Annotated in this window: 22 protein-coding genes and 1 pseudogene; 17 read left to right on the forward strand and 6 right to left on the reverse strand. The window is 49.5% G+C overall.

Annotated elements, in window-relative coordinates:
• Positions 1-2: 2 nt before the first annotated feature.
• From AOZ07_RS01410 to AOZ07_RS01425, 4 genes are all read left to right on the forward strand, one after another.
• The gene (locus AOZ07_RS01410; RefSeq protein ID WP_194943733.1) at positions 3-380 is read left to right on the forward strand and encodes a hypothetical protein; all 378 of its coding nucleotides are present in this window, start codon (positions 3-5) and stop codon (positions 378-380) included.
• A gap of 44 nt (positions 381-424) precedes the next feature.
• Positions 425-745 carry a hypothetical protein gene (locus AOZ07_RS01415; RefSeq protein WP_060700371.1) on the forward strand — a complete coding sequence of 107 codons (321 nt, stop codon included), beginning with the start codon at positions 425-427 and terminating at the stop codon, positions 743-745.
• 96 nt (positions 746-841) lie between these two features.
• A complete protein-coding gene (locus AOZ07_RS01420) occupies positions 842-1,243 on the forward strand; it encodes a hypothetical protein (RefSeq protein WP_060700372.1) in 402 nt (133 codons plus the stop codon).
• A gap of 379 nt (positions 1,244-1,622) precedes the next feature.
• Positions 1,623-2,702, forward strand: a complete 1,080-nt coding sequence (locus AOZ07_RS01425) for a serine hydrolase domain-containing protein (RefSeq protein WP_194943734.1) — start codon at positions 1,623-1,625, stop codon at positions 2,700-2,702.
• A 131-nt stretch (positions 2,703-2,833) separates the two neighbouring features.
• On the opposite strand, the gene AOZ07_RS01430 is transcribed toward AOZ07_RS01425, so the two are convergent.
• The 5 genes from AOZ07_RS01430 to AOZ07_RS01450 are packed head-to-tail and all read right to left on the reverse strand — an operon-like array spanning position 2,834 to position 5,109.
• Complete coding sequence (locus AOZ07_RS01430) at positions 2,834-3,151, reverse strand: histone-like nucleoid-structuring protein Lsr2 (RefSeq protein WP_060700374.1); 318 nt, start codon at positions 3,149-3,151, stop codon at positions 2,834-2,836.
• A 44-nt stretch (positions 3,152-3,195) separates the two neighbouring features.
• Positions 3,196-3,573: an A1S_2505 family phage non-structural protein gene (locus AOZ07_RS01435; RefSeq protein ID WP_060700375.1), complete on the reverse strand. Its 378-nt coding sequence runs from the start codon at positions 3,571-3,573 to the stop codon at positions 3,196-3,198.
• Positions 3,574-3,605: 32 nt separating this feature from the next.
• On the reverse strand, positions 3,606-3,938 hold the full coding sequence (locus AOZ07_RS01440; protein WP_194943735.1) for a hypothetical protein: 333 nt from the start codon (positions 3,936-3,938) through the stop codon (positions 3,606-3,608).
• Positions 3,939-3,995: 57 nt separating this feature from the next.
• On the reverse strand, positions 3,996-4,697 hold the full coding sequence (locus AOZ07_RS01445) for an HNH endonuclease family protein (protein ID WP_236995235.1): 702 nt from the start codon (positions 4,695-4,697) through the stop codon (positions 3,996-3,998).
• Between the two features lie 10 nt (positions 4,698-4,707).
• Positions 4,708-5,109, reverse strand: coding sequence for a hypothetical protein (locus tag AOZ07_RS01450; RefSeq protein ID WP_194943736.1), 402 nt, complete (start codon positions 5,107-5,109; stop codon positions 4,708-4,710).
• A gap of 449 nt (positions 5,110-5,558) precedes the next feature.
• Between AOZ07_RS01450 and AOZ07_RS01460 the strand changes: the two genes are divergently transcribed.
• The 8 genes and pseudogenes from AOZ07_RS01460 to AOZ07_RS01495 all read left to right on the forward strand — a co-directional run bounded on the left by AOZ07_RS01460 (position 5,559) and on the right by AOZ07_RS01495 (position 12,418).
• Complete coding sequence (locus AOZ07_RS01460) at positions 5,559-6,053, forward strand: hypothetical protein (protein ID WP_060700379.1); 495 nt, start codon at positions 5,559-5,561, stop codon at positions 6,051-6,053.
• 77 nt (positions 6,054-6,130) lie between these two features.
• The gene (locus AOZ07_RS01465) at positions 6,131-6,394 is read left to right on the forward strand and encodes a hypothetical protein (RefSeq protein ID WP_060700380.1); all 264 of its coding nucleotides are present in this window, start codon (positions 6,131-6,133) and stop codon (positions 6,392-6,394) included.
• Positions 6,391-6,804, forward strand: a complete 414-nt coding sequence (locus tag AOZ07_RS18600; protein ID WP_060700381.1) for a hypothetical protein — start codon at positions 6,391-6,393, stop codon at positions 6,802-6,804. Before AOZ07_RS01465 ends, AOZ07_RS18600 begins: the two co-directional genes overlap by 4 nt.
• 13 nt (positions 6,805-6,817) lie before the next feature.
• The gene (locus tag AOZ07_RS01475) at positions 6,818-7,780 is read left to right on the forward strand and encodes a DUF3560 domain-containing protein (protein WP_060700382.1); all 963 of its coding nucleotides are present in this window, start codon (positions 6,818-6,820) and stop codon (positions 7,778-7,780) included.
• 468 nt (positions 7,781-8,248) lie between these two features.
• Positions 8,249-8,830, forward strand: coding sequence for a hypothetical protein (locus tag AOZ07_RS01480; RefSeq protein WP_060700383.1), 582 nt, complete (start codon positions 8,249-8,251; stop codon positions 8,828-8,830).
• Between the two features lie 702 nt (positions 8,831-9,532).
• Positions 9,533-9,781, forward strand: coding sequence for a hypothetical protein (locus tag AOZ07_RS01485; RefSeq protein WP_060700384.1), 249 nt, complete (start codon positions 9,533-9,535; stop codon positions 9,779-9,781).
• A 95-nt stretch (positions 9,782-9,876) separates the two neighbouring features.
• On the forward strand, positions 9,877-10,521 hold the full coding sequence (locus tag AOZ07_RS01490) for a hypothetical protein (RefSeq protein ID WP_060700385.1): 645 nt from the start codon (positions 9,877-9,879) through the stop codon (positions 10,519-10,521).
• Between the two features lie 314 nt (positions 10,522-10,835).
• Positions 10,836-12,418, forward strand: a pseudogene (locus AOZ07_RS01495) (IS1634 family transposase).
• Between the two features lie 306 nt (positions 12,419-12,724).
• Here AOZ07_RS01495 and AOZ07_RS18020 read toward each other — a convergent pair.
• Complete coding sequence (locus AOZ07_RS18020; RefSeq protein ID WP_075972386.1) at positions 12,725-15,340, reverse strand: thiopeptide-type bacteriocin biosynthesis protein; 2,616 nt, start codon at positions 15,338-15,340, stop codon at positions 12,725-12,727.
• Positions 15,341-16,277: 937 nt separating this feature from the next.
• Here AOZ07_RS18020 and AOZ07_RS01505 point away from each other — a divergent pair.
• The 5 genes from AOZ07_RS01505 (at position 16,278) to AOZ07_RS01515 (ending at position 21,879) form a co-directional block, all read left to right on the forward strand.
• Entirely contained in the window at positions 16,278-17,396 is a 1,119-nt protein-coding gene (locus AOZ07_RS01505) for a hypothetical protein (RefSeq protein ID WP_194943738.1), read from the forward strand.
• Between the two features lie 63 nt (positions 17,397-17,459).
• The gene (locus AOZ07_RS18610; protein WP_194943739.1) at positions 17,460-17,624 is read left to right on the forward strand and encodes a hypothetical protein; all 165 of its coding nucleotides are present in this window, start codon (positions 17,460-17,462) and stop codon (positions 17,622-17,624) included.
• 16 nt (positions 17,625-17,640) lie between these two features.
• Positions 17,641-18,897: a diaminopimelate decarboxylase family protein gene (locus tag AOZ07_RS01510; protein ID WP_194943740.1), complete on the forward strand. Its 1,257-nt coding sequence runs from the start codon at positions 17,641-17,643 to the stop codon at positions 18,895-18,897.
• On the forward strand, positions 18,894-20,336 hold the full coding sequence (locus AOZ07_RS18615) for a hypothetical protein (protein WP_194943741.1): 1,443 nt from the start codon (positions 18,894-18,896) through the stop codon (positions 20,334-20,336). Before AOZ07_RS01510 ends, AOZ07_RS18615 begins: the two co-directional genes overlap by 4 nt.
• Before the next feature lie 10 nt (positions 20,337-20,346).
• Positions 20,347-21,879 (forward strand): ABC transporter transmembrane domain-containing protein, encoded by a 1,533-nt coding sequence (locus AOZ07_RS01515; protein WP_084793094.1) that lies wholly within the window; start codon positions 20,347-20,349, stop codon positions 21,877-21,879.
• Position 21,880: the final 1 nt, after the last annotated feature.

A 21,880-nucleotide genomic window follows, 5' to 3' on the forward strand; every position in this document is an offset into this window, starting at 1 on the left:
CAATGCTAATTGAGTTTGATTGGCCTGATTGGGATGACGGCCGTGAACTCCAAGAGGAGCCCCAGCTGTTATGTACCTACGTTGATGGGGTGCAGGTCCAGAATCTCGTGTATTCGACGACAGGATTGCAAGCTGAACTGGATAAGGGTCAAGGGGGCCTCCTATGGGGCACGATTATTGTCCCAAGTCTCAAGAACGGTGTGGACACAACAGTTGAAAGCAATATAAGGGAAATCGTTGAGCAGTTATCTAAGCGAGCAACGTCCTTATCTGAGCTTTATCAATCATTGGAAATGATAGGCATTGTTGAAGACTCGCCACGAAGTTCCATCATGCTCAAGCATCCTCTTAAACCCTACTTGTCAGTTTTCAAGTTGTAATTGTGCCGATAGGAAGAAACTATGCATTGAGGAAATCGCATAAAATGAACCTCCTTCACGAGAGACTCATCGCAATCCAGGCATTGATGTTTCCGCCAACGTTTTTTGACGGAAAGATTGAAGAAGAGCTGAATCTATCTGTGGAATTTGTGGATTCACATGTCATGGCATACGGCTTAGTCGAAGAATTGCTTGCCATGGTTGCTTCTAGCCGAACAACTTACTCAGAAGTGAGTGCCTTCTGGAAGTCACTTATCGCTGGTTCTGCTGGCACCGACTTCATTGACGCATATTCCATGCTGAAAAGATCGGAATTCGGACGGATCGTGGTTCACATGATCGATTCAGCGGTTCATCAGAAGTAGCGGCTGAGCAGGTGGTTGCATTCAAGCAATGAGGTGAGAATGTGACATGGCGAGTGTTCCCGCTCTGTGTAGCCGAGTAGGAAGGGGTTATCGAAGATGACTAGTGAATCATCTGAGTATCTCAGTGAATTGCATCAGTATGTCCAGAAGATCATCAAATCTCTTCTTGCAGAGTTCAGTGCATCTTCAGAGCAGAGAGCGCACGATGTTCTGCTAAAGCTCAAGGGGCCAAATCTCGAGCAATTTACTCTTGTACTTGGCGGAGAAATTGCTGAAGTGAATTATGATGACCGCTTCTACGGTTACGAGCAACTCAGCGATGAACGTGAAGAATTGCGCGAGTTCACTCGGGAAATTGTTAACGATATCGTCGTGGTGTCTCTGCGCGGCATCCCAATGGTCGAAAGGAAAAAGTTCCTAGGTGCTTCCAAGCTGGTTCTTCCGCGTGAGAACGGTGTTGACTTCCTTCTTCGAAAACGGCATTCCTCCCATTTCTAACTCTGATTTGGGTTTTTGAATTCTCAACTATTCTCGAAGTCGAAGCAAACGGGCTGATGGGTTTGACACTTATCGATAAGTCCAGAAATCCGCTAATGCGGACCACAGGCCAGGGTGGGGACGGCATCTCCCCACCCTGGTCTCTTCATATGGTGTCTAGTTTCTGTCGGCTGCTAGTTTGCGTAGCGGGGTGTAGTGCGGGTCGATGATTTCTTGACTTTTTTGCGCCGCTGAAGGATTTAGGCTGCAACGGAAACATCTTCGTGGCGGGGCATATAGAAGGTCGTTATTCCTTTTAAGGCCAATCGTATGGGTGCATGGTACGTTCGGTGATATGCCGGTCAGCCAAGGAGATATACCACCTAACCACGCTTCAAAAATGGCAGCGATTGACTGCGATTCAACCTCTGGACGCAACGACCCCAGAGCGCTTTCTATTGATCAACTCTTGGCACATTTCCACGTGCCTAGCGTAAGCGTTGCTGTAATCGAGAACTACGAAGTTCAATGGACAAAGTCGTGGGGCTTAGCCGACAGCCAATCAGGACTCATGGCCACAGATAAAACGCTTTATCAGGCAGCCTCCATCAGCAAACCAGTAACCGCGATGGCAACGCCAAAATGCGTTCAACTAGGGCTTTTCGACCTTGACCAAGACATCAACAGCATTCTGATGAGCTGGAAGCTTCCTCATTATCCATTCAACGGTGGCCAAGCAATAACTCTCAGATCGCTCATGAGCCACACTTCTGGACTTGGGGACGGGTTCGGCTTTCCCGGATACGAACCTGGTGAGGCCCTCCCCACTATCCAGCAAATACTCGACGGCCAGTCACCTTCCACGTTACCTGCGGTACGGCTCGTGCGTTCTCCAATGGAGGACTACCAATATTCTGGCGGCGGCATAGCCATTGAACAGCTCATACTGACCGACACTTTAAACGAACCTTTTGTACAAATCATGCATGACTTGGTTCTCCAACCTCTTGGCATGGGCATGAGCACTTTTGAACAGCCGCTACCTGCTGATCTAGAGCACTGTGCTGCACATGCGCATGATATAGATGGCTCTCCCATGAATAGCCCTTGGCATGTATATCCAGAACAAGCAGCAGCAGGGCTGTGGACCACCTCTGGTGATTTAGCAAAGTTCCTCACTGAAGTGCAGCGGACACTGGCTGGCCAACCGGCAAAGGTGCTGAATCAGACCATGACGCGAAATATGGTTGCTCCTGTCGGGGTTGGCCCTTTCGCTGTCGGTTTTGTCGTTTCGCAGAAAGGCAATGGTTGGTACATAGAGCATGATGGCGACAATTATGGATACAAGGCTCAGCTCATAGGACATGTAGCCAAGGGCTACGGTGCTGTAATCATGACTAACGGAGACAATGGAAAATCCGTAACAGATGAAATTCAGCATCGCATCGCAAACGCGTATCACTGGGATCTAGTGGATTAGATTGTCGCCGATTGGATCCTCAAAAAGGTCGTTCAAGACATCAAGCGTGGGACGGATGTAAGACATGCGAAGTGCATAAAGGGACCAGGGTGGGGACATACCGTCCCCACCCTGGCCTCTTTGCGTGGTGTCTATTTTCTGCCGGCTGCTTGTTTGCGCAGTGAGTTATGGTACTGGTCGATGATGTCTTGTTTGATGCGGCCGCGGGCATTGACTTGGATATTGTTTTGGGCGGCCCATTCGCGGATTGCCGGGGAGTCTGTTGTCGTCTGTTTGGTGTTGTGTTGGGCGGAATCAACGTAGGGCTGGAATGCTGCGCGGAATGCAGCAGCGTTGGCGTCGTTGAGGTCGATCTCGTAGCTGTTGGTGTTGATTGTGAAATTGATGGATTCGGTCGCGTCGGTGCCGTCAATGTCGTCGATGAGGGTGATGCGGGTTTCGCGGGCCAAGTGGGTTCTCCTTAGTGGTGGTATGTCTTCAAATGAGGGGTGGGCTAGTTGATGATGCTTGCGAATGATTCAGGCAGGGTGATGTTGGGCGGTGCATTGCGAAAGAGTGGGGCGACCTGCTCGGCGGTGAGTCCTGCAATGCCGGTGCCGATCGGGGTGAGGAGGAACGTGAGCTCCGGATGCTCCGTGGCATAGGCGAGGAACTCTCGGACCTGTTGTTCGAGAGTGGGTAGTCCGCTCATTGAGTTGATGGCGTAGCTTTGCCCGTGGTGGCCTGTTCCTTTGCCGAATTTCGCCCCGAATTTGAGCCAGGCGGTGCGGGCTGCCCCGCCGAGGTGCCGCCCTTTGGCATTGGAACCGAAGACGAACACTTCGTCGGCTGCTAAGTGGGTAACATGCTCGGGGGTGATGGTATGTCCCATGGGTTTTCCTCCAGAAGACCAGTGGTCAGGGATTAGCTGTCGTATGGTTTTGCCTGCAGCAGGGCCAGCTGCGCTTCGAGATCAAGCTTGCGGCGGGTAAAAACAGTGACCACAACCGCCCACAAGGCAGCCAAGGCCAGGAGGACATAAGTGGGCCAGGCGACGGCAGCACTCTGATTGCTCAGGGCGCTCGCCAACCCATTATCTGCCCACAGATAGACCACCAGGAAGGCAGCGACGAGCAAAACAGTCCCAGCAAGGCCCCAAGCCATCTTCAAGAGCCGGGAATTCACTGCTAATCCTGCGCTGACCGTTCGTATCTCATAAAGTCGAGAAGCTTCGGACACGGTATGTCCCTCCAACATCGCTGATCCCTTCTTCCTTACCAGCCTACAAAAAGTCGAAGTACTACCTAGAGGCCGTTACATGCAGCGCTCCAAAATCCTCTTGATAGCTTGATGCTCAGCAGGAGTCATCCACACCCCATATTTTGCTTTCACCTCTGTCTGCCTCGCCACGTAATCACACCGGAACCCCTTATTCGGAGGCAACCAGGTCGCAGCGTCCTTATCTCCCTTAGCCGCATTAGTGGGACCATCGGAGGCCAGCAGATTCAACGGGTCATTAGCGAACTGCAACCGCTTCTCACCACTCCACAGCTGGGCGCCCTTTTGCCAGCTGTCAGACAAAGCAACGACATGATCAATCTGCACCGCAGTGCTCGTGGAAGGACCGCGCACGAAATCAATCTGCTCTCCCGTGTACGGATCAGTGAAAACCCCCGAGAGCACCGTGCACTGCGCCGATCCAGGCTTGAACTTCACCTCATTCAGGTCACGGGCCAGCACATCATTGCGAGCATCGCACCCATTGCGGTCAGGGTCCTTCCACCCTTGGCCGAACTGATCCCGCGCATACCCAGTTTTCGCGGTACGTCCCTTCACCTCAACCTGATCCAGCTGCTTCAACGCCAGAGAATAGTCCTGCTTCAGCGAAGGACTCACCGATTCAATCGAACTGGAATGCCACGACGAGAGATCCACAGAATCCACCGCTGAACAACCACCCAAACCCAGACCAATGATCAGCGCAGAGACCCCTGCCCACCGCAACTTGCCACGCACCAGCGCGCCACTACAGAACATAGCGATCCTCCAATCCAGCGAAGACCCGAGACCGTGAAGCAGCATCCAGCTCCAAAGGACCTAGAAAAACCCTCTCCAGCTCATCGAGCACCTCACCAAACGGAACCCGCGCCTGCTCACTAGAAGGCCACTGCACCAAAGGGAGCCGAAACCGCCCCTCACGCAACACCACCACCAAATAGGCCCGCGGAATTCCCGCTTTTTCAGCGTGCGCCTTGTTAGACCACGTAAAAAACCGCACATACTGGTCATCGCCATCACGATGCACGCGATGAAAACTATGGAAACCAGGCTCCTCGACAAACGAGAAGCCATGCCGACCCAAGGTCGGTTCCAACTGCTTGCGTGAAATCATCACATCCCTTTCTCTTCCACGGCGCTCGCCGGACATCAAGTTTGTCCTGATTACTCAGGGGATAGCTCTGTCTGGATCGGCTTTCTGTCACGGATTCTTGAACGGTCGCCGAGGCCACAATCAGTGCCTAGAAAATAAATCTAGACAAAGAGTTGTCATGTGACAAGCCTTTTAGTAAAGTTGTATTTGTCAGATCAAGAGAAAGAGGTTCGCAGATGCGACACGAAAAAAAGGTTCGCAAGCTCATACCAGAGCTTGAACGCCAAGGATTCCGAGTCAGGGAAACCAAGTCAGGCTGGATGATCTACCCACCCAACAAAGACCAGCTGACCATCGGAACCCACCGGACACCGAGTGATCACAAAGCATGGAAAAACTTCATGGCTGATCTCAAACGGCAGGGATTCATCGAACCGCAGTAGGTCGCAAGGCCGCCGGGAAGCCCCGGCGGCCACCCCTCCCCACCACTAGAAAAAGGAACCACCATGACCACCTGGCATATCTACACCAAACTGACCCTCCCGCAGCCGCTGCACGAAGACGCCGAGCTACTTGATCTCACGGCGCATCTCACTGATCACGGGGTCTCGACAACCATCGATCCAAAGAACCTGGCCAGCATCACCATCTCGCTCACCCTCGAAGCTACCGAACACCTCGATGCAGCCCAGCGGACTACAGAACTGCTGACCACTGGCCCCCTTGCAGGAGCCGAAATCACCACGATGGCACTACGCACAGAAAAGGACTTCAACGCCGATTACGCCACCGCGCAAATTCCCGATCTGGTCACCCTGACCGACATCGCCACCCACGCGGGCATTACCCGCCAGCGCGTGCGCGAACTATCCCAGAAAGACCCCACCTTCCCGCCGGTAGCACTCAGCACCAACACTGTTGCCCTCTACCTCAAAGCCAGCGCAGAAGCCTGGGTCCGGAACCGCAACACCACCACAGGCCGCCCAAGGGCTCAACGCTAAAAAATTCAGAATCCCATGACAGGAACCGCCAGCACACAGAGCTAACTACCGCATAACAAGCAGAACAGGATGCCCCGATGACCCACTCACTGTCCCAGCACACCGAGAAACTCGCAGCAACGAACAACCGCGAAGCAACCGCTTACCTCGCCACGCTCACTGCAAAAGAACTGACCGGACTGATCAGCGACTGCCAGCAGGTCATCGAGGAAGAAATCGTCCGCACCACAGCAACCAACGAGCGCCCCAGCTGGGCCGCTTGCTCCCACCAACAACTCATTGGCCAAGCCACCAGCGTCCTAGCCCGCCACCAAGACAACAAGAAGGAGAGCACGCCATGAGTACCCCGGAACACACTACCCTCACCCTTGAGGTCCTCCGCCCGGCAGACAATCCCCACTACATCCACACCGGGCTCAGCGCCATCTATGACGAGCTAACCCTCGTCGGCTACTACTCAGATGAGCAATGGGAAGTCCATCACCTCATCGAGGGCACCACCACCCAGCACGAAGACATCGAAGCCCCTGTGCTACTTCGCACCAAGACGATCTACGGACAGACAGAAGCCAACCTCATACCCGCCCACTGGGACACCACAAGCAACACCTGGAAACCAGATCATGAATGGCATACCAGCGGGGGAAACCACGCCCACACCAGCGACTCGCGCTATCTGCGCCTCATCCAAAACCAAACGGGCCATAGCTATAACGGCGCGCTGGCAGTCTACGACCGCACCAAGCACTGAGAAAGACAAGGCAATGAGCATCACCATCACGCACACACCCAGTGCCGGAACGCTGCTCGACGGTACGTCACGCGGGGACGGGATCAACGAGATCCTCAAAGCGCACGGCTGGAAGTGGGGCCGCGGACTCGGAAAATGGTATGTCCCCCAGTCCCGCGACAATGCACCGCAGCTGCACATCATCGAGGAGACCGCGAAAACACTCACTGCAGCAAACCACACCGTCCAGATACAGATCGATCAATCAGCACGCAGTATGGCGGAAGTTGAAGCAGACCGCGATAAACGCGCTTCCCAGCGCGCACAACACCTGCAAGAGGTCGCAGAACGGAAAGCGCACGCAGCTAACGAAGCTGAACAAGCCTTCTTCGCAGCCCATCGCCGTCTCCCAGCTATGGGTGAACCAGTCAAAGCGGGCCATCACTCGGAAAGTCGGCACCTGCAGGCAATCGACAAGGCAAACACCGCCTGGAAGAACAGCGTTGAAGCCGATCAGGCAGCACTTCAAGCGCTCGATAAAGCAGAATCTGCCAAACACGCGACAGGCGCGCGGAATAGCCCGCAGACAGTAGCCAACAGGATCGAAAAGCTCACCGCACAGATGCGCCAGCTCAAGCGGTCTGTCGATGGATACACCGCAAACCGGGGCACCCTCTACGAACGCGACGTTCCACCTGTGTCCGGGGAAGTAAAAACTCGCACTCAAGAAGAAATGGCAGCACTTGCTGATCAGATCCAGTACTGGCAAAGCGTGCAGCGTGAGCACATCAATGCTGGACGCATCGGCAACTACTGCAAAGACTCCATCAGCCCGGGAGACTACGTCCTGATCGGTCCTCACTGGCACCAGGTGCTCAGGGCCAACGCTAAAACCGTGAGCGTCGATAACGCCGGCCGCACTGGCAAAGCTCCATACAGCTCCATCAAAGGCCACCAGAAGGCCGAACCACCAGCTGACCAACTACTCAGCAGCTAACCCTTCATCAGAAAGCAGGTTCCACGATCCATCTCATGAAACCCATCCCACGACCACCACCACAACGAATGGAAAGCATCATGTACACGCACATCAAGATCAAGAAGAACCCCTACACCTGGCCAGCCTGGCTCGTGTCCTAGGAGGGACATACCATCGGCTCATCTCACAGCCTGCAGATCGCCCGCATCGCAGCGAACTTCGCCCAGGTACACGTCAAAGAGATCAACCCGGCAAACCTCTGCGCCAGTTATCTCACAACCCACGTCGCCGAAGACATGGGCAACGCCGGATACCAGCAATTCTGGACACCCGCAACGCATCGCCTAGAAGCCCTAGCTACGGCCGCCTAACCACCAGCCAACCCAAACACTGAGGAACCCCGATCATGACTAGCCCGAAGAAAGCTCAGGAGCTCTCCCTGATGATCGTTGAAGATACCAGGGGGCAGAGAACATCGCTGGGCGGGTGCTCAATTACCAGCGGCAGAAGGAAAAACGCCAGAAGCAAGGGCTACCAGAGCCAAGCGCTATCGAGCACGAGAAACTACGAACAGCGATCTCCTACTATTTCGGGGAAACCACTGCACTGTTCTTCGATCGCCACGAACGCCTCCCTTATGACCGCCGGTCAATTCTTGGGTGGCCAATGACCTGGTTAGAACGACAGGCAATCAACTTCTGGTCGGTCGCACTTTCCTTTGCTGCGTGGGTTCTGCTCTTCATCTATCTGCCGAAAATCTCACTCATCGTCGCCTTGGAATCACCGGCGAAGCCCTTCGCGCATGCAGCTGTGGCCGCCCTCTGCGCTGGTCTGCTACTTCGAGTGCTCATCTTGCTTATTCAAAAATTCCCGCCCAAAAATTTGGAACAACGACTAAGCGACTACGAAGAGCTGAAGCAACAGCGGATCAATGAAGCCAAGATGAGGGAAACTGCAGCTGCACAAGAACGGATCGACCGTCTCGCCGAAGCCGAAGAACAAGAAATCAAGGCAGAACAAGCCCGGGCAGCACGCCTAGCCCAAACCTCGCCTAAGGGCAGTCGGTAAGTCAGGTTTCTGAGCATCTGGGCTCTATTGATACTAATCATGTTCATCTTCCACACCGTCGGAGTGCTTAGAACGTTGGGGATTCGAAGCCTCAGCGGCCCGTCCTACCTTGCCATAACTGCGGTGTGGGCTTCATTCACTCTTTGGACGTTCTTGAACCCACAAAACATAGTCTGACCGAAAGCGGCAACCACATGTGGACAATACCCGGATTAGCCGCTCTAGGAATCTTCAGCTTCTGGCTCCTAGGCTCAGGAGCTCCCATGATCTTCCTCCAAGACAAAAAAGGGGGATTCTCCATTAGAGCTGTCACCCTGGTGCAATTACTCCTTACCGTTCTGGCCATCGGCTCTCTCAGCTCAGCAATACTTCTCGCCGTGACATAGCACGTGAGGAAATACGATGAACGATCAGCAAATACACCTAGATAACGATCAACTGTCGATCCACGGTTTCACCTTTGACGATAGCTTCATCGCCCGGTGTACAGCACTCACCACATCAACCACCACAAACATCCAAAAAGTGACTTGCCCTAACTGCCTCAGAGCCATCGAACATAAAACTTCAAGCACGGTGACCGGTATGTCCCCTGACCGAGGCTAACTGCACCTACAGAAGACCAATACCCAATCCCTTCAGTATCGATCCGAGCAAATGCTCAAAGCGAAACTCTGAGGGAATGAAAGGAAGCAGGAGGCAATGAATATCGTCGAAACGATAGAAACAGTAAGACCAGCCCTTGTAGGCATAGCACTTATAACGAGCGTCCTGTTATCCCTTGGATGCGTCTTCAAAGCCATACAAGGAAACGGGTCGATGGGCTTCGCCATAGTCCCCATATTTTTTGGATGTTTTGCCGTCGCAACAATGTATATCCTGCCAAATCTTATGAGCGTCGGAACCGAGCCAGCGGAAGCCAGAAAAACCAAGAGGCTGAACCTGACGTAATACCCACGCCATCATCGCCGACTCCAACCCCACTTCCTGAACCAGCAGCCACAGCCGATACTGGAACACCGCTCCTAGTTCTCCTCTGGATCGGTGTGGTTCTCCTCTGGATCGGTGTGGCCGTCGCAGCCATCGCATTGATTGCAGCCATCATTTGGGGGATCAGCAAACTGCATCGTCGCAAGCAGCTGGAAGCCCAAGAGATGGAGCGCAAGGCACAGGATGAGGAGCAAACAAAGCTCACCGCGCGCTGGCAAACTGTCATCGACCGCCACGAAGCGATGCGTTTGAACGTCCTCAAGGCTGAAACTGACTGGGACATGCTCTTCGACCTCCCCGCACTGACAGACATCAAAATCAGAGCAACCAGCCGCCTGTACCACGCCATGCGGGACGCAGAAAACACCATCCCCGGCATGCCAACCAAATTCAACCTCTACACAGACCTCAACACCCTGCCATACCCCAAAGCAGTCAGAGCCTTCGAAGACGCCTGGGAAGCCGCCTACGCCAACGCCCAGCGCATCAGCACCACCAAAATCCCAGCCAAGGAACAAAAGACCATCCAGCGCATCCGCGCACTACTCACCCTCGCAGAAGGAGCCGGCGCCACCGACCACGAACGCCACACCGCCTACACCCAAATCCACAAAATGCTCGGCGACCTCAAAACCATCAAGGTTCCAAAACGCGCACGGCTGCACATCGAAGAAAAACAACGCCTCGCGCTCGCCATCTAGGCGCTTCACGCAAGCATGAATCATCAATAATTGACCAGGAAGAGGGGCTACGCAGTGTATGAAGAAGTCGACTTGCAATGTCAAATCGTAGAGCGGTGGGCAGGCTAGGGAGTATCCGGCATCTGCGACGTGCCAGCCTGTACGAGGGAGTTCTTTCGCGGCCTCAATAACAAGTGTGAAACGGTGTAGGTCTATAACATGTGTCGTGCCTTGGTAAGTGATTGAATAACATCAATATTTGCTGACCTGAGGTTTCCTTGTCCCAACGCGTTACAAAGGGTCACTAAAGGGTGGCTGTGTCATAAAGTGTCATCATGGCCGTGAGATTTATCCGGAGGGTACGCACCGCCTCAGGTGCCGTCGCCGTGCAGATCATCAATCGCACCGGCCGCACTGTCACCGGCATTGCGCACCTCGACTCCGCCCATAATGACGCTGAACTAGGGATTCTCCTGACTCAAGCCGAGGCGCGACTGCGTCCGGGGTAGCAGATCTTCGACCTAGGCGACCTAGAGAAAATAGCGGTACGCACCACCGATGTTGCTAACTGGCATGAGGCTACCCTTGGGCAAAAGCCACCAGATAGAAAGCCTCAGGTTGTCAGTTCCACGGGTAAAGTCGTCGCTTCACCCGCAGCGATACTTTGGGAAGTGCTGGACGCCGCGTATGAGCGGCTTGGGTTGCCGTCATTGCTGATGCGGCGTTCAAAGGGATGGTCCTGGCCAGGCTGACCGAACCGACGTCCAAAGCAGACACCATCCGTGTCCTGAAAGATATCGACGCGCCTCACCCGTCGCAGCGGACCTTGTTCCGCAGTCTGGGATCCTGTATTGAGAAAGACTACCGTGACCAGCTGGCCAAAGCCATGGTTGTTTACCGGTCAGCAACCGCGGGCTTGGCCTCCTTGGTGATGTATGACGTGAACACCCTGCATTTTGAGGCGAAAGACAAAGACAAGCTGCGCAAGGTCGGGATGAGCAAGGAACGCCGCGTCGACCCGCAGATCCAGGTCGGCCTGCTCGTGGACCCGGCAGGCTTCCCGTTGGAGCTTCATAAGTTTGAAGGGAACAAGGCAGAGACCACCACGATCATCCCCGTGCTTGAAGAGTTCCAGGAACGTCACGGCATCACCGACCTCGTTGTGGTCGCTGACGTTGGCATGCTGTCGGCCAACGACTTGAATGCGATCGAGGACGCTGGGTTCAAGTTCATTGTCGGGTCCAGGCTGACCAAACCACCCTATGATCTGCAGGAGCATTCCGATACTAAGGGCAACAGGTTCGCCAACGGTCAGAGGCTTGAATCCACGCGGGTGATGGGTGCAGGGAAGAACGGACGGGAACGCAGGATTGTTTGCCAGTGGTCAGCTAAACGCTTCGCGAGAGACAACCGAAATATCAACCTTATGGAGCGCACAGCGCTAGCGGTAGCTGAGGGGAAAGCACCGTTGAAGAAAGTGCGGTTCATGAAGGTGAGCGGGGCTGAGAAAGAGCTGGATGAGAAGGTCATTGAACGGGCCAGGACGCTGGCCGGGCTCAAAGGCTACGTGACGAGCCTGCCGGTCGACACTATTCCAGCCACGCAGGTGATGAGTGCTTATCACGATCTGTGGCAGGTGGAGGCGTCATTCAGGATGACGAAGTCAGACCTGCGGGCCGGGCCGACCATCCATCGGGAGAAGGATTCCATCGACACGCACCTGAGCGTGGTGTTCGCTGCGTTGGAGATTGGCCGGCATCTGCAGGAACTGACAGGGTGGCCGTTGAAGAGGTTGATCACTGATCTGAAGGCTGTCCGGTCAGCGAAAGTACTGATCAACGGGCAAATGGCGATCTATGCTGCGCAGCTTCTGGCAGATCTTGAGTCGGTAGTCAAGACTATGCGAAAGGGTTACTAAACCATGGCACGACACAGGTACGAGCATGACCTTTGCCCGGTGCATCGAGGTATGTCCATTGGGCAGATGCTCCTTAGCCGGGCGATTGGTGCGATCTGCGCAGATAACGAGTTGCTTGCCTACACCCCAGCTGAGCGGAGCCCTTACCCGGTGGCGGGGTAATGCCATCGCAGGCAAGAAGCATCAATCAAGGATAAGGAAGAAGAACATCATGGGTTGTGCAGTGCATGAAGACTGGCAGATCTAACCTAGAGGGAAGTCGCCGCGCGTATTCAAAACTGTACTTATAAGGAAATAGCAGTGTCGCTAAACATTATTCCTAATACAAAGAGCCCTTAGGGCAGCAACAACACAATCGATAGCAATATCTTCTATTTGAACAGAAAAACCCAGACGGTTCAAATGAAGATGAACTGCTGAAAAAATTTCGAGATCGCTCATATGCTTGGAATCAATCGCTGGAGGAGACGCCAATCTATTGGTGCCAATGCCGGGACTTGAATTGAGAATGTAATGAGAAAATCTCGATCGTCTTTCAGAAGCAGACTTTCCTAACAGCTTAGGTTGTCGACGATACGAATCAAGTATTCTCATGCATCTATCAGTTGAGGCACACAATGAAATAATTTGATTAAAAATTTCAAGCGATGCCTGAAAAATAGCGATATCAGATTCTTGAGGTATACATATATCATCATTAAGGCACTCTGAGAATGACAATATCGACGACGTATCTTGAACGAAATACTTTTCCCATTCAATGAGATGTTCCATACCGCCAAACCTGCCAACTTCAGGGGTGTAAACTTCCATACTATAGCTGGGTATTAGATGGCGAGATACCAAAAAATCAAAGAATTTGAAAGTTCTATCAATGGGAATCGATTTTGAAATGCGAACACGAAGGTGACGTCGAGGAATGTTGTACCTAACAAAGAACCAATCTACACCAACAAACTCTGCATAGATCCTTTTTAGCAAAAGATTTTCGCCAGCCAAGTTTCTTGTCGGAACATGTATTGATAACCAAGCCGATTCTTGTGGGCAACTTCCATCTGAAATATGATGTGTGGAGACTTGATCAGAGGCAGTACAAGTAGACCTATCCTTGAATACTGAGAAAACTACTTCCATCGTGCCGTCATCATCCCATATATCAATGCCAGATCCTGAAATATATCGGTCTGTATCATTCAGCGACTGAAGCAATAGATCTCGGTCAAGAGAAAAATTGAGATCGTAGCTTGTGCCTAGTTCATCATTGTCCAACCGAACCTTTCGTGGAACTCCAGACTCTTTCAACCAACTAATAAGCATCGATTGGTCGCGAATATTGGAAGGAACTCGCCACTTTTCTTCACTAATGACAACATTTTTGTAGGTGATCTGTGGAAAATAGGCTGGTTTGAAGTCTTTAAACCACCAGTTCCAACGTAAGTCATGTAGATTCTCATGGCTTAATCGATAGAGAGAATCAAGAATTCGAGGAGCACTGCTTGTCGAAACCAAATGGTTTGTTCTAAAATAGATCCTCTCCAAAGTTCTTGAATCAAAAAATTGCACATTTCCATTTCTTACGCGCATGGAAACATCGTGAATAGAAATAGAAATTCGATCCTCTCCAACAAGAGAGGACCAAGCTAGCACGTGTTCAATGTTTGATTCTCCAGCTGAAATTTCAATCATTGAGTCGTGCCAGTAATCTAACAATACAGGTTTAGAATCTAGTTCTGTAACAAGATTGTTTACATGCCTCACCGCAGCAAGAAATTCATCGGAATACCTACTGAATCGGCTCCAGGCTCGACCAGCATGAACCGTCAATCCTCGTGGACTGAAAGAGATGTTTCTGCTATTCTTAGAGTCTATGTGAACAAAAATATCAAAATTATCAAGGGCATTTCTAGAATTAGTTAACTTGTTAATGTCTTCATCAAGCAGCTCAACGGATGATGAACCTTTAGCCCTTGAATACAAGTCATACTGAAGATCAAGGAAATCTGGGTAGGGGGAAATTTGACGATCAGCTATTGTGCCGATGCCGTAAAGTTCGTCAAATACTATGTCAATCGGTACAAGCTCCCACGAAAACTTATCATCAAACTTATCAATAAATTCTTTGACTGATTGATCATAAGCATGTGCTGAACTTAATTTAGCCAAACCGGGCGATATTTTAGCGATACGTTCACTAATATCGTTACTGATTGACGGAGGATTATCCCAGATCAATACTTTGGTAGAAAGATCTTTGGCCCTTTTAAGAGGACTGTTCGGAATGCTAGGACGTTCATTAGATACTAAAAGTCCGATGTCAATTAGCTTCAGAATCGAACTGGACGCTATTGCACCCTTGACTAGCTGAGGCCTTTTGAAGTGAGTGAGTATTCGACTTAAACGTGAATCTAATTCAATCTCGATTCTCTTTTGCTGCCCAGGTACCTGGTAAATAACTTTTAGCGTGTCAAGTTGAATGCTGATTGACGGGTTAATGCCTACCAAAAGGTTATTTTTTTCACCAAGAACGTTGTTTCGACTTTCTGTAGGAGCTATATCCACTACTGAAAGCTTTTTGGGAGCTACGGTTCTCGCAGGTTGTTCTACATCTGCAACCCCGATCGCTGCTTGTAATCCAAATGGCGTAGGCCGTGTGGTCATTCGAAGTAAGTACGAACCGAGCGCACGTTTGATTTTGTCGCGTTTTTTACCAGATTTAGGCATCTTACAAATTTCTGCGTAAAGCGTCGGAGAAGCTTGTCTTATAGCATCGCGAATAAATTTGCTTTTCCAAAGCGATTCAATATCGTCGTTTCTGATATGAGTAAGAGCCGGTGATGAAGGATTGAGAGAAGGCGTCCGTGCCAGCACTTGATCATGCACTATCCACCCTGAATTTGGTTTCATCCTTTTAATACTCATCATTAAAATGTATCCTTTCTCTAATAACCATCAGTATGTATATTCTTCGAAAACCACCCAGAAGCGTGTAATGCACCTCTTGAATGGGTCTGATAGATCACGATAGTTCAATAATTTGGAGTGTTGTAGATTGGATCAATCGCTGTCTAATTCTCAGAGCGTTCAAGTAATTTAACATTTGGTCGAAAGTCCACTTGCAACATTCGACGCCTGAAGCACTCGGTCCACAAAGGTCAACTATTTTCATTTCTTATCTAGTTGATCAAAGTCTCTATAATAGTTTCAATACTCACCGAATGCTGTTGCAAAAAACAGTATGTTCGACGTGAACCTGTAATTTCACAATCCATCTTCGCTAGTTTAATAACATAACGGATGTTAGGCAGTTTGCGAATTCTAGGTTACGAATGGTTTGACTGGTCGACTATCACTAATGAGCATCGAGTTGATAACCCAGGTGCAACCACGGAGTCGTTAGAGCGTCACTCCCGGAACTACACAAAGAAGCTAAACGTGTTGTCGATCACAAGTGATCCATGTATACTCAACGGTAGTTTGACTTTGGATTTTAGATTTATCAACCTAAAGAACCAGCAACACTTCTACAGAACCGTTGAGTGTCGGTCTGGTCTGAACATTCTGAAGGAAAGAGATGGAAACGGACCAAATAGTGTCTAATGAGTTGGTGGAGCGAACTGACGGATGGACTCTAGATGCATTCGCTGATAGATCGGCCGCTTTTGTATTCAGGTCCGAACCTCTCAGCATAATCGTTCTTGACCGGATCTCATGGTACATCCTTGAACTTTCTGATGGTCACAATTTTGGCGAGATTTCTGAGTCATTGGGAAAATTTGTCTCGAATGCTCAAAGAATTGCTTCAATTCGCTTAAGGCAGCTAGAAACTTCAGGATTAGTCACGATTGGACGAAAGTAAGATATGGCTGATTTTCGTACATCTCAGACAAAGAGTGAACCTTGGGAAATGCTCTGCGATAAAACTACCCTGTTATTGACCACCGGTAAGTTTGGATCAAATTCTGCCATCATACAGACGGCTAAAACCTATTATGCTGGAACTGCAAGAATTCTATCGGAACATCTCGGGATAGATAACCAGCTGCTGCTAAGAAGCGCGTCGCCTCAGATTGAGAGTTTGCGACGTGCGCACCTTGACCAGGCACTTAAGTTGGCACAGGCCGGGGATCGTATTAGCGCTAAGAAAACCCTCGAAGATTACAGCTATTTTCTTGAGGAATTGAACAGCCATGAACCTGATATACAACTCTGGGAAGCGGCCGAAGTCCTTCAGATTCCGCACGATTGGACACGTAATAGAGTATCCAAGAAAGTCTTGTCAGCATTTTCTGAAGGAATGGAGAAAAATCCTGATGGAAGCAAGGTTGTTGCTGCCAAGATTACACCGCATACGCGTAAGCTTTTACAACAGTCGGTTGATTTTTTGTATAAAACCGTGCCAGCCATTGCAAGTGATGTACTGATAGGCATTCCGCAGGTAGCACTGTTCAATGGTGCTCTGCTCAGTGGATACAGCTCTGCCGTTCCATTGCTTATTTTTATTAATGAGGATGTACTAGGAGATCCAGTTAAAGCAGCTGAGCTAATTCTTCACGAGTCCTTACATCAAAAACTTAATGATATTTGCATTACTCGCACTATTCTAAAAATTGATTATAAAGATAGTGAAAGCGCAACAATAACGGTTCCTTGGGGGAGCACTGGTAATCAACCTCGTGAATTTTCAATTGACAGATGTCTCGCGGCGTTCCATGTGTATACACATCAAACAGTTTTCTACCTCAGTATGCTGATGGCTCTGGGAGACGATCAGTCGATTCAGATAAGAAATTCTCTGGTATCTTCTTGGTCGCGTGCTGACCATTTTTCTCAAGCAGCGAAAACTCCTGAGTTCAAGAAAGAGCTTGGAGCCGAAGGTCTGGAGCTAATCAGTTGGTTATCAGCATGTGTAGATGATCTCGGGAATGTAGATTTCGGTGGAGGAAGCCTGCGCTATTGCGCAGAAAGTCTTTCGTCGTAAGGACGTGACAACCAGTCGCGAACTTCCACGCAAGGAAGTTAATGTGAACAAGAAGGAGCAACAATGGCAACGATCGAATCATTGGAAGCTGAGTTGGCAAGCATCTTCACCAATGAAGAAATCCAAGTCGACAGTCTGGACTTAGTTGATATCGACGTGACTGATGGCGTACGTGAGATTCGGACCGATTTCTCTGAATCTCTTATGACCCGGCCAGCTACTAAGTAGCCACGTTGGTGTTGCGGTGCTGCAGACTGTTCTGCAGCACCGCAATTTCTCTTTACAGTTAGGTAACATTTTGGATCAATTTGCCACGGTATCCCCAGTAGAGCCTCTTGTTGTTGGACCGAGCTGGGAACTAATTGCAAGTCTCAATGGAGTTATGACACCAGCAATAGTATACGACCTCGAAAATCTGGATCGTTCATTATCGATTCTCCAGGAAGACATCGGGAAAGTCAGAAACGCGAAGCTCAACTTCGCTGTTAAAGCCTGCCATACACCTCAGATCCTCGAATTTCTAGCGAGGAAAGGTTTAGGCGCTGACGTCGCTTCTATGGGAGAATTCCATCTCGCAAGAGATGCCGGATTTCGGGAGATTACTGCTACGGGACCGAGTTTTACCTCTGCTGAAGCTATCGAACTAGCAGGCTTTGGTATGGCAGTTGATGCTAGTTCCATCGATCAACTACAGGCTTTTTGGGAATCGGAGCCCAATCTCGATGTTGGTATTAGACTTCGAATTCCATTGCCAGACCATATTGACGACCGTACCACAACCTTCGGCACGAATAGCCGATTCGGAATACTACCAGCTGATCACAAACTTCAAAATCTGGATCATGAAAATTCCGGAAAGATTATCAGATTACATACGCATACAGGACAGATGACGCCCGAGCACTTACTTTACAAGGCGAAAGTACTTCTTGCCACGGCTACCTTCTATAAGGGGGTTAGGAGTATCGACTTCGGGGGTGGCTTCTTCTCGTTATACGTGAGCCGCTCGCGGGCTATTAGCGCCCTTCAAGAACTTAACAGTATGGTTGAATCGTGGGTGGCACAAAACGATCGAGATATCGAGATTGTTTTCGAGCCTGGAGCAGCTACGCTTGGTTCGCATGGATACTTGGTGACTGAAGTGACAGCAACGGAAGACAATCATTCGGGTTTCGGCTGCAATGTTGCAACACTAAATGCATCCAGTTGGAATCTCACACCGTGGCATTTACCAAAAGTGTTCAAACTGGGATCGCTAAGTACCGAATCAGCGAAAAGCCCGTATCTTTTGGCTGGTAACACCCTCTACGAAAACGACTTTTTTGGTAGTGACCTATTCGGCAAAAGGAAACTTTTCCAAGTTTCAAAATTATCTGTGCATGACAAAGTGGTATTCACAAACTCTGGAGCGTATACCATGACTAATTCGAGGGATTTCAATCGTATTCCGAAGCCAAAAGAATATATTTTCTCTGAACGAGAAACTACCTTTATCAAATGAGCAAAATTAGTTATGACTTACTAGAAGAGCAAGAGTTGCTCCTGGGCATGGTAAGCGAAGTTATCGCTCAAGATTCTTATGATGCAAAAGAATGGAATCGACTAGGCGATCTAATTTCTTCAACTTGTTCTGACTCCGACATCGCCTTTGAAGCAAGTTTGAATACCTTTTCTCAGTTAATACGAAAATTACTGATTGAGCGGGGTAAGACCATCGAGAAAACCTTTTATAGGTCACCTAGCTCTACAGAGAACCGATTTCTTCCCAGCGGTTCGCCACTAGACCATGCCTATGAACGCAGCATTCCAGCATTGGAAGTCGAAAAGAAACTAAAAAAGCGATTAGAACAGATTGTAGGGTGGGAGACGGAGAGCATAGCGACGTCATCTGCTATGGGAGCGTTACATTTGGTGCTTTCAACTCTCTGCCATATATTGCGTCCTACTTCGAATCGACCCCTACGGCTTGTATCCGCAGGTAAATATTTTGAAACATCGAAATTATTGGATTTTTTCGACAACGAGCTATTTAGTACTTTAGAGGTAGATTCAATTCGAGAATTGGGTCTAATGGACAAAGAGTCAGTGCCCGATATACTTCTGCTAGAACCTATAGTTTATGGACATTCCTTATCGGTACTTAATCTAGAAGATCTAATTAATTCTTGGAAACAATTAGGTTGCTGTCCAAGGTACATCATTATTGATACGACACTTTCTGGACCGGGATGGAATACTCGGTTTTTTTTGGAATTGCTTTCAAATATAAACGGCAACCCGATTCTGATTGAGTATCGCTCAGGTCTTAAATTGGACCAAAGTGGTCTTGAAATTGCAAACTTGGGTATAATAGATATTTTCTCGATAAAGTCGAGTACGATTCAAAAGTTGGACGCGGTGAGCCTCGGGAAGACGTTACGTGCACTCCGAGGGATCCTAGGCTTAGGACTACGTGCCTCTGACTTGGCTTCTTTGGATGCACCGTTTTTATTGTCCCCAAAATGGAGCAAAATACATGCTGCAAGGGTCTTTCGGAATAATAAACTGGTTGCAGAGGAATTAGGCAAGTGCACCGGGCTTGTTAGTAGCGTTTCCCATCCAAGTACAGCTGAAGCTAAGGGGAATGCGCCCTTTGTAATCATCTCCTTGGAGAACGAGAGTTTGCAATATCATGGTTATCTTCTGGCTGCCTTGAGGGAAGAAATCTACAGTACTAATCTGCAAGTTGTGCATGGTTCTAGTTTTGGATTCAGAAATACCCGGTTCGAATCGATAGTGCCAAACAATAGTGATGATGTCGGAATATTCAAAATCGCGGCAGGAGCTGTTTTAGGACCTTCTCTTGCTACTCTTCTTCATATAATGCGAAAATTGTCCAAAGGTGGCATTGAGGGCATTCGCAAAAACTACCCACAAATTAAACCATTACAATTACCTTAGAAGTTGAGTTATGGAATTGCGTCAAAATACTGTAAAATCAATAATTCTCTCCAGGAAAAAACTAATGTTGCAGAATATATGTTTTTCTATATTCGCATCCGTTTCTGCTGCACTAGTTCCATTGTTTATCTCTAATTCCTTAAAGTTTGCAGATTCGGACAATTTGAAACAACTTGTCTTCAACCTCACACTTTTGTCCGTTGCTTTAATTTCGGGAGTAACATTCAGTGTACTGCAGCACGTTTTAGGAGCGACTTTTCGAATTAGTATCGTTGAATTAATTCGCCAGAATGTCGCTATCGTTGTTTCAAGAAGATCTAGGGTGGTTGCAAAGCAGTTTAACTCGGGAGAAATTGCGACTATAGTCAGCGATGACGCAGACAACGCCGCCGTGTTCGCCATTGTGCGTTCTAAATTGGTAGCGGCTACTGTTTCATTCGTTGTCATTATTGTCTATCTCTCAATGACATCTCTGTGGTTGACGATAATTATTCTCGTCGCTCTGCCCCTCCTCATGTGGACCATTTCGAGTTTAAGCACCACTTTGGCCGAAAGAGAAGATGCGCATCGCTCAACGACTGTGCTTCTCACGAACATGAGTGCAGAACTGGGGTTGGGCTTAAGAGTCTTGCATGCGATTGGTGGGCATAGGGCGTTCTTGAATTTTTACCGTTCTCGGTCAAGAGAGACTGAAGCCGCAGGGATTAAAGTGTCTCAAGTTCAGGCCTTGCTGGTCGCGCTTAACGTCCTTCTTCCTGGTTTGCTGCTTATCGTTTTAGTATGGGCCGGCGTATTCTTGGTGGGTCAAGGATATTTAGAACCGTCCGAATTGGTGATGTTCTACGGAGCATCTGTTTTTCTAGTTGCGCCTCTGGAAATTTTTGCTGGCTATACTTCAACACATTCGGAGTTTAAGGTTTCAGCAGCCAAGATCGACTCAGTATTGGCCGAGCTGAAGAATATAGAGATCAAAGAAGTAAGCAGTAACTCGACCCCATCGTCACCTGTTTCGTATGGGAACCTGATGGATTTGCAAACGAATGAGAACTTTTCTGAGAATTCATTGTCAATCCTTGATCTTGATGAGAATAGAGCTCAACGATTGGGTGGGCTTCATGCCAGAGAAACGGTTGCGATTGGTGGTGTCCCGCTTTCTACATTAAGCAGAGCTGAACTTTCAGCATCGTTAAGATATAGCCCTTCGGATTCTCAAATTCTTTCTGGCACCATCCGGTCGATAATAGACCCTCACTCATTGATGACCGACACAGAGCTTTGGGATGTATTGGAATGTGCTGAGGCTGCCGAGTTCATTAGGAAATTTCCAGAAGGTCTAGACTATTGGATCGTGACTTCGGGCAGGACTTTATCTGGGGGACAGCGGCAACGTCTGGCCCTGGCCCGTGCGCTTGTTGGCAAGGTGCCACACCTTATCTTAGATAAACCTTTTAGCGCGCTGGATTCTGTAACCCGGCTTCTTGTATTACGCGAACTGCGTACATCTAGAGCTGGAATGACAACCATTATCTCAGACGCTATTTGAA

It is taken from the genome of Glutamicibacter halophytocola, from assembly GCF_001302565.1.
GTDB lineage: Bacteria > Actinomycetota > Actinomycetes > Actinomycetales > Micrococcaceae > Glutamicibacter > Glutamicibacter halophytocola.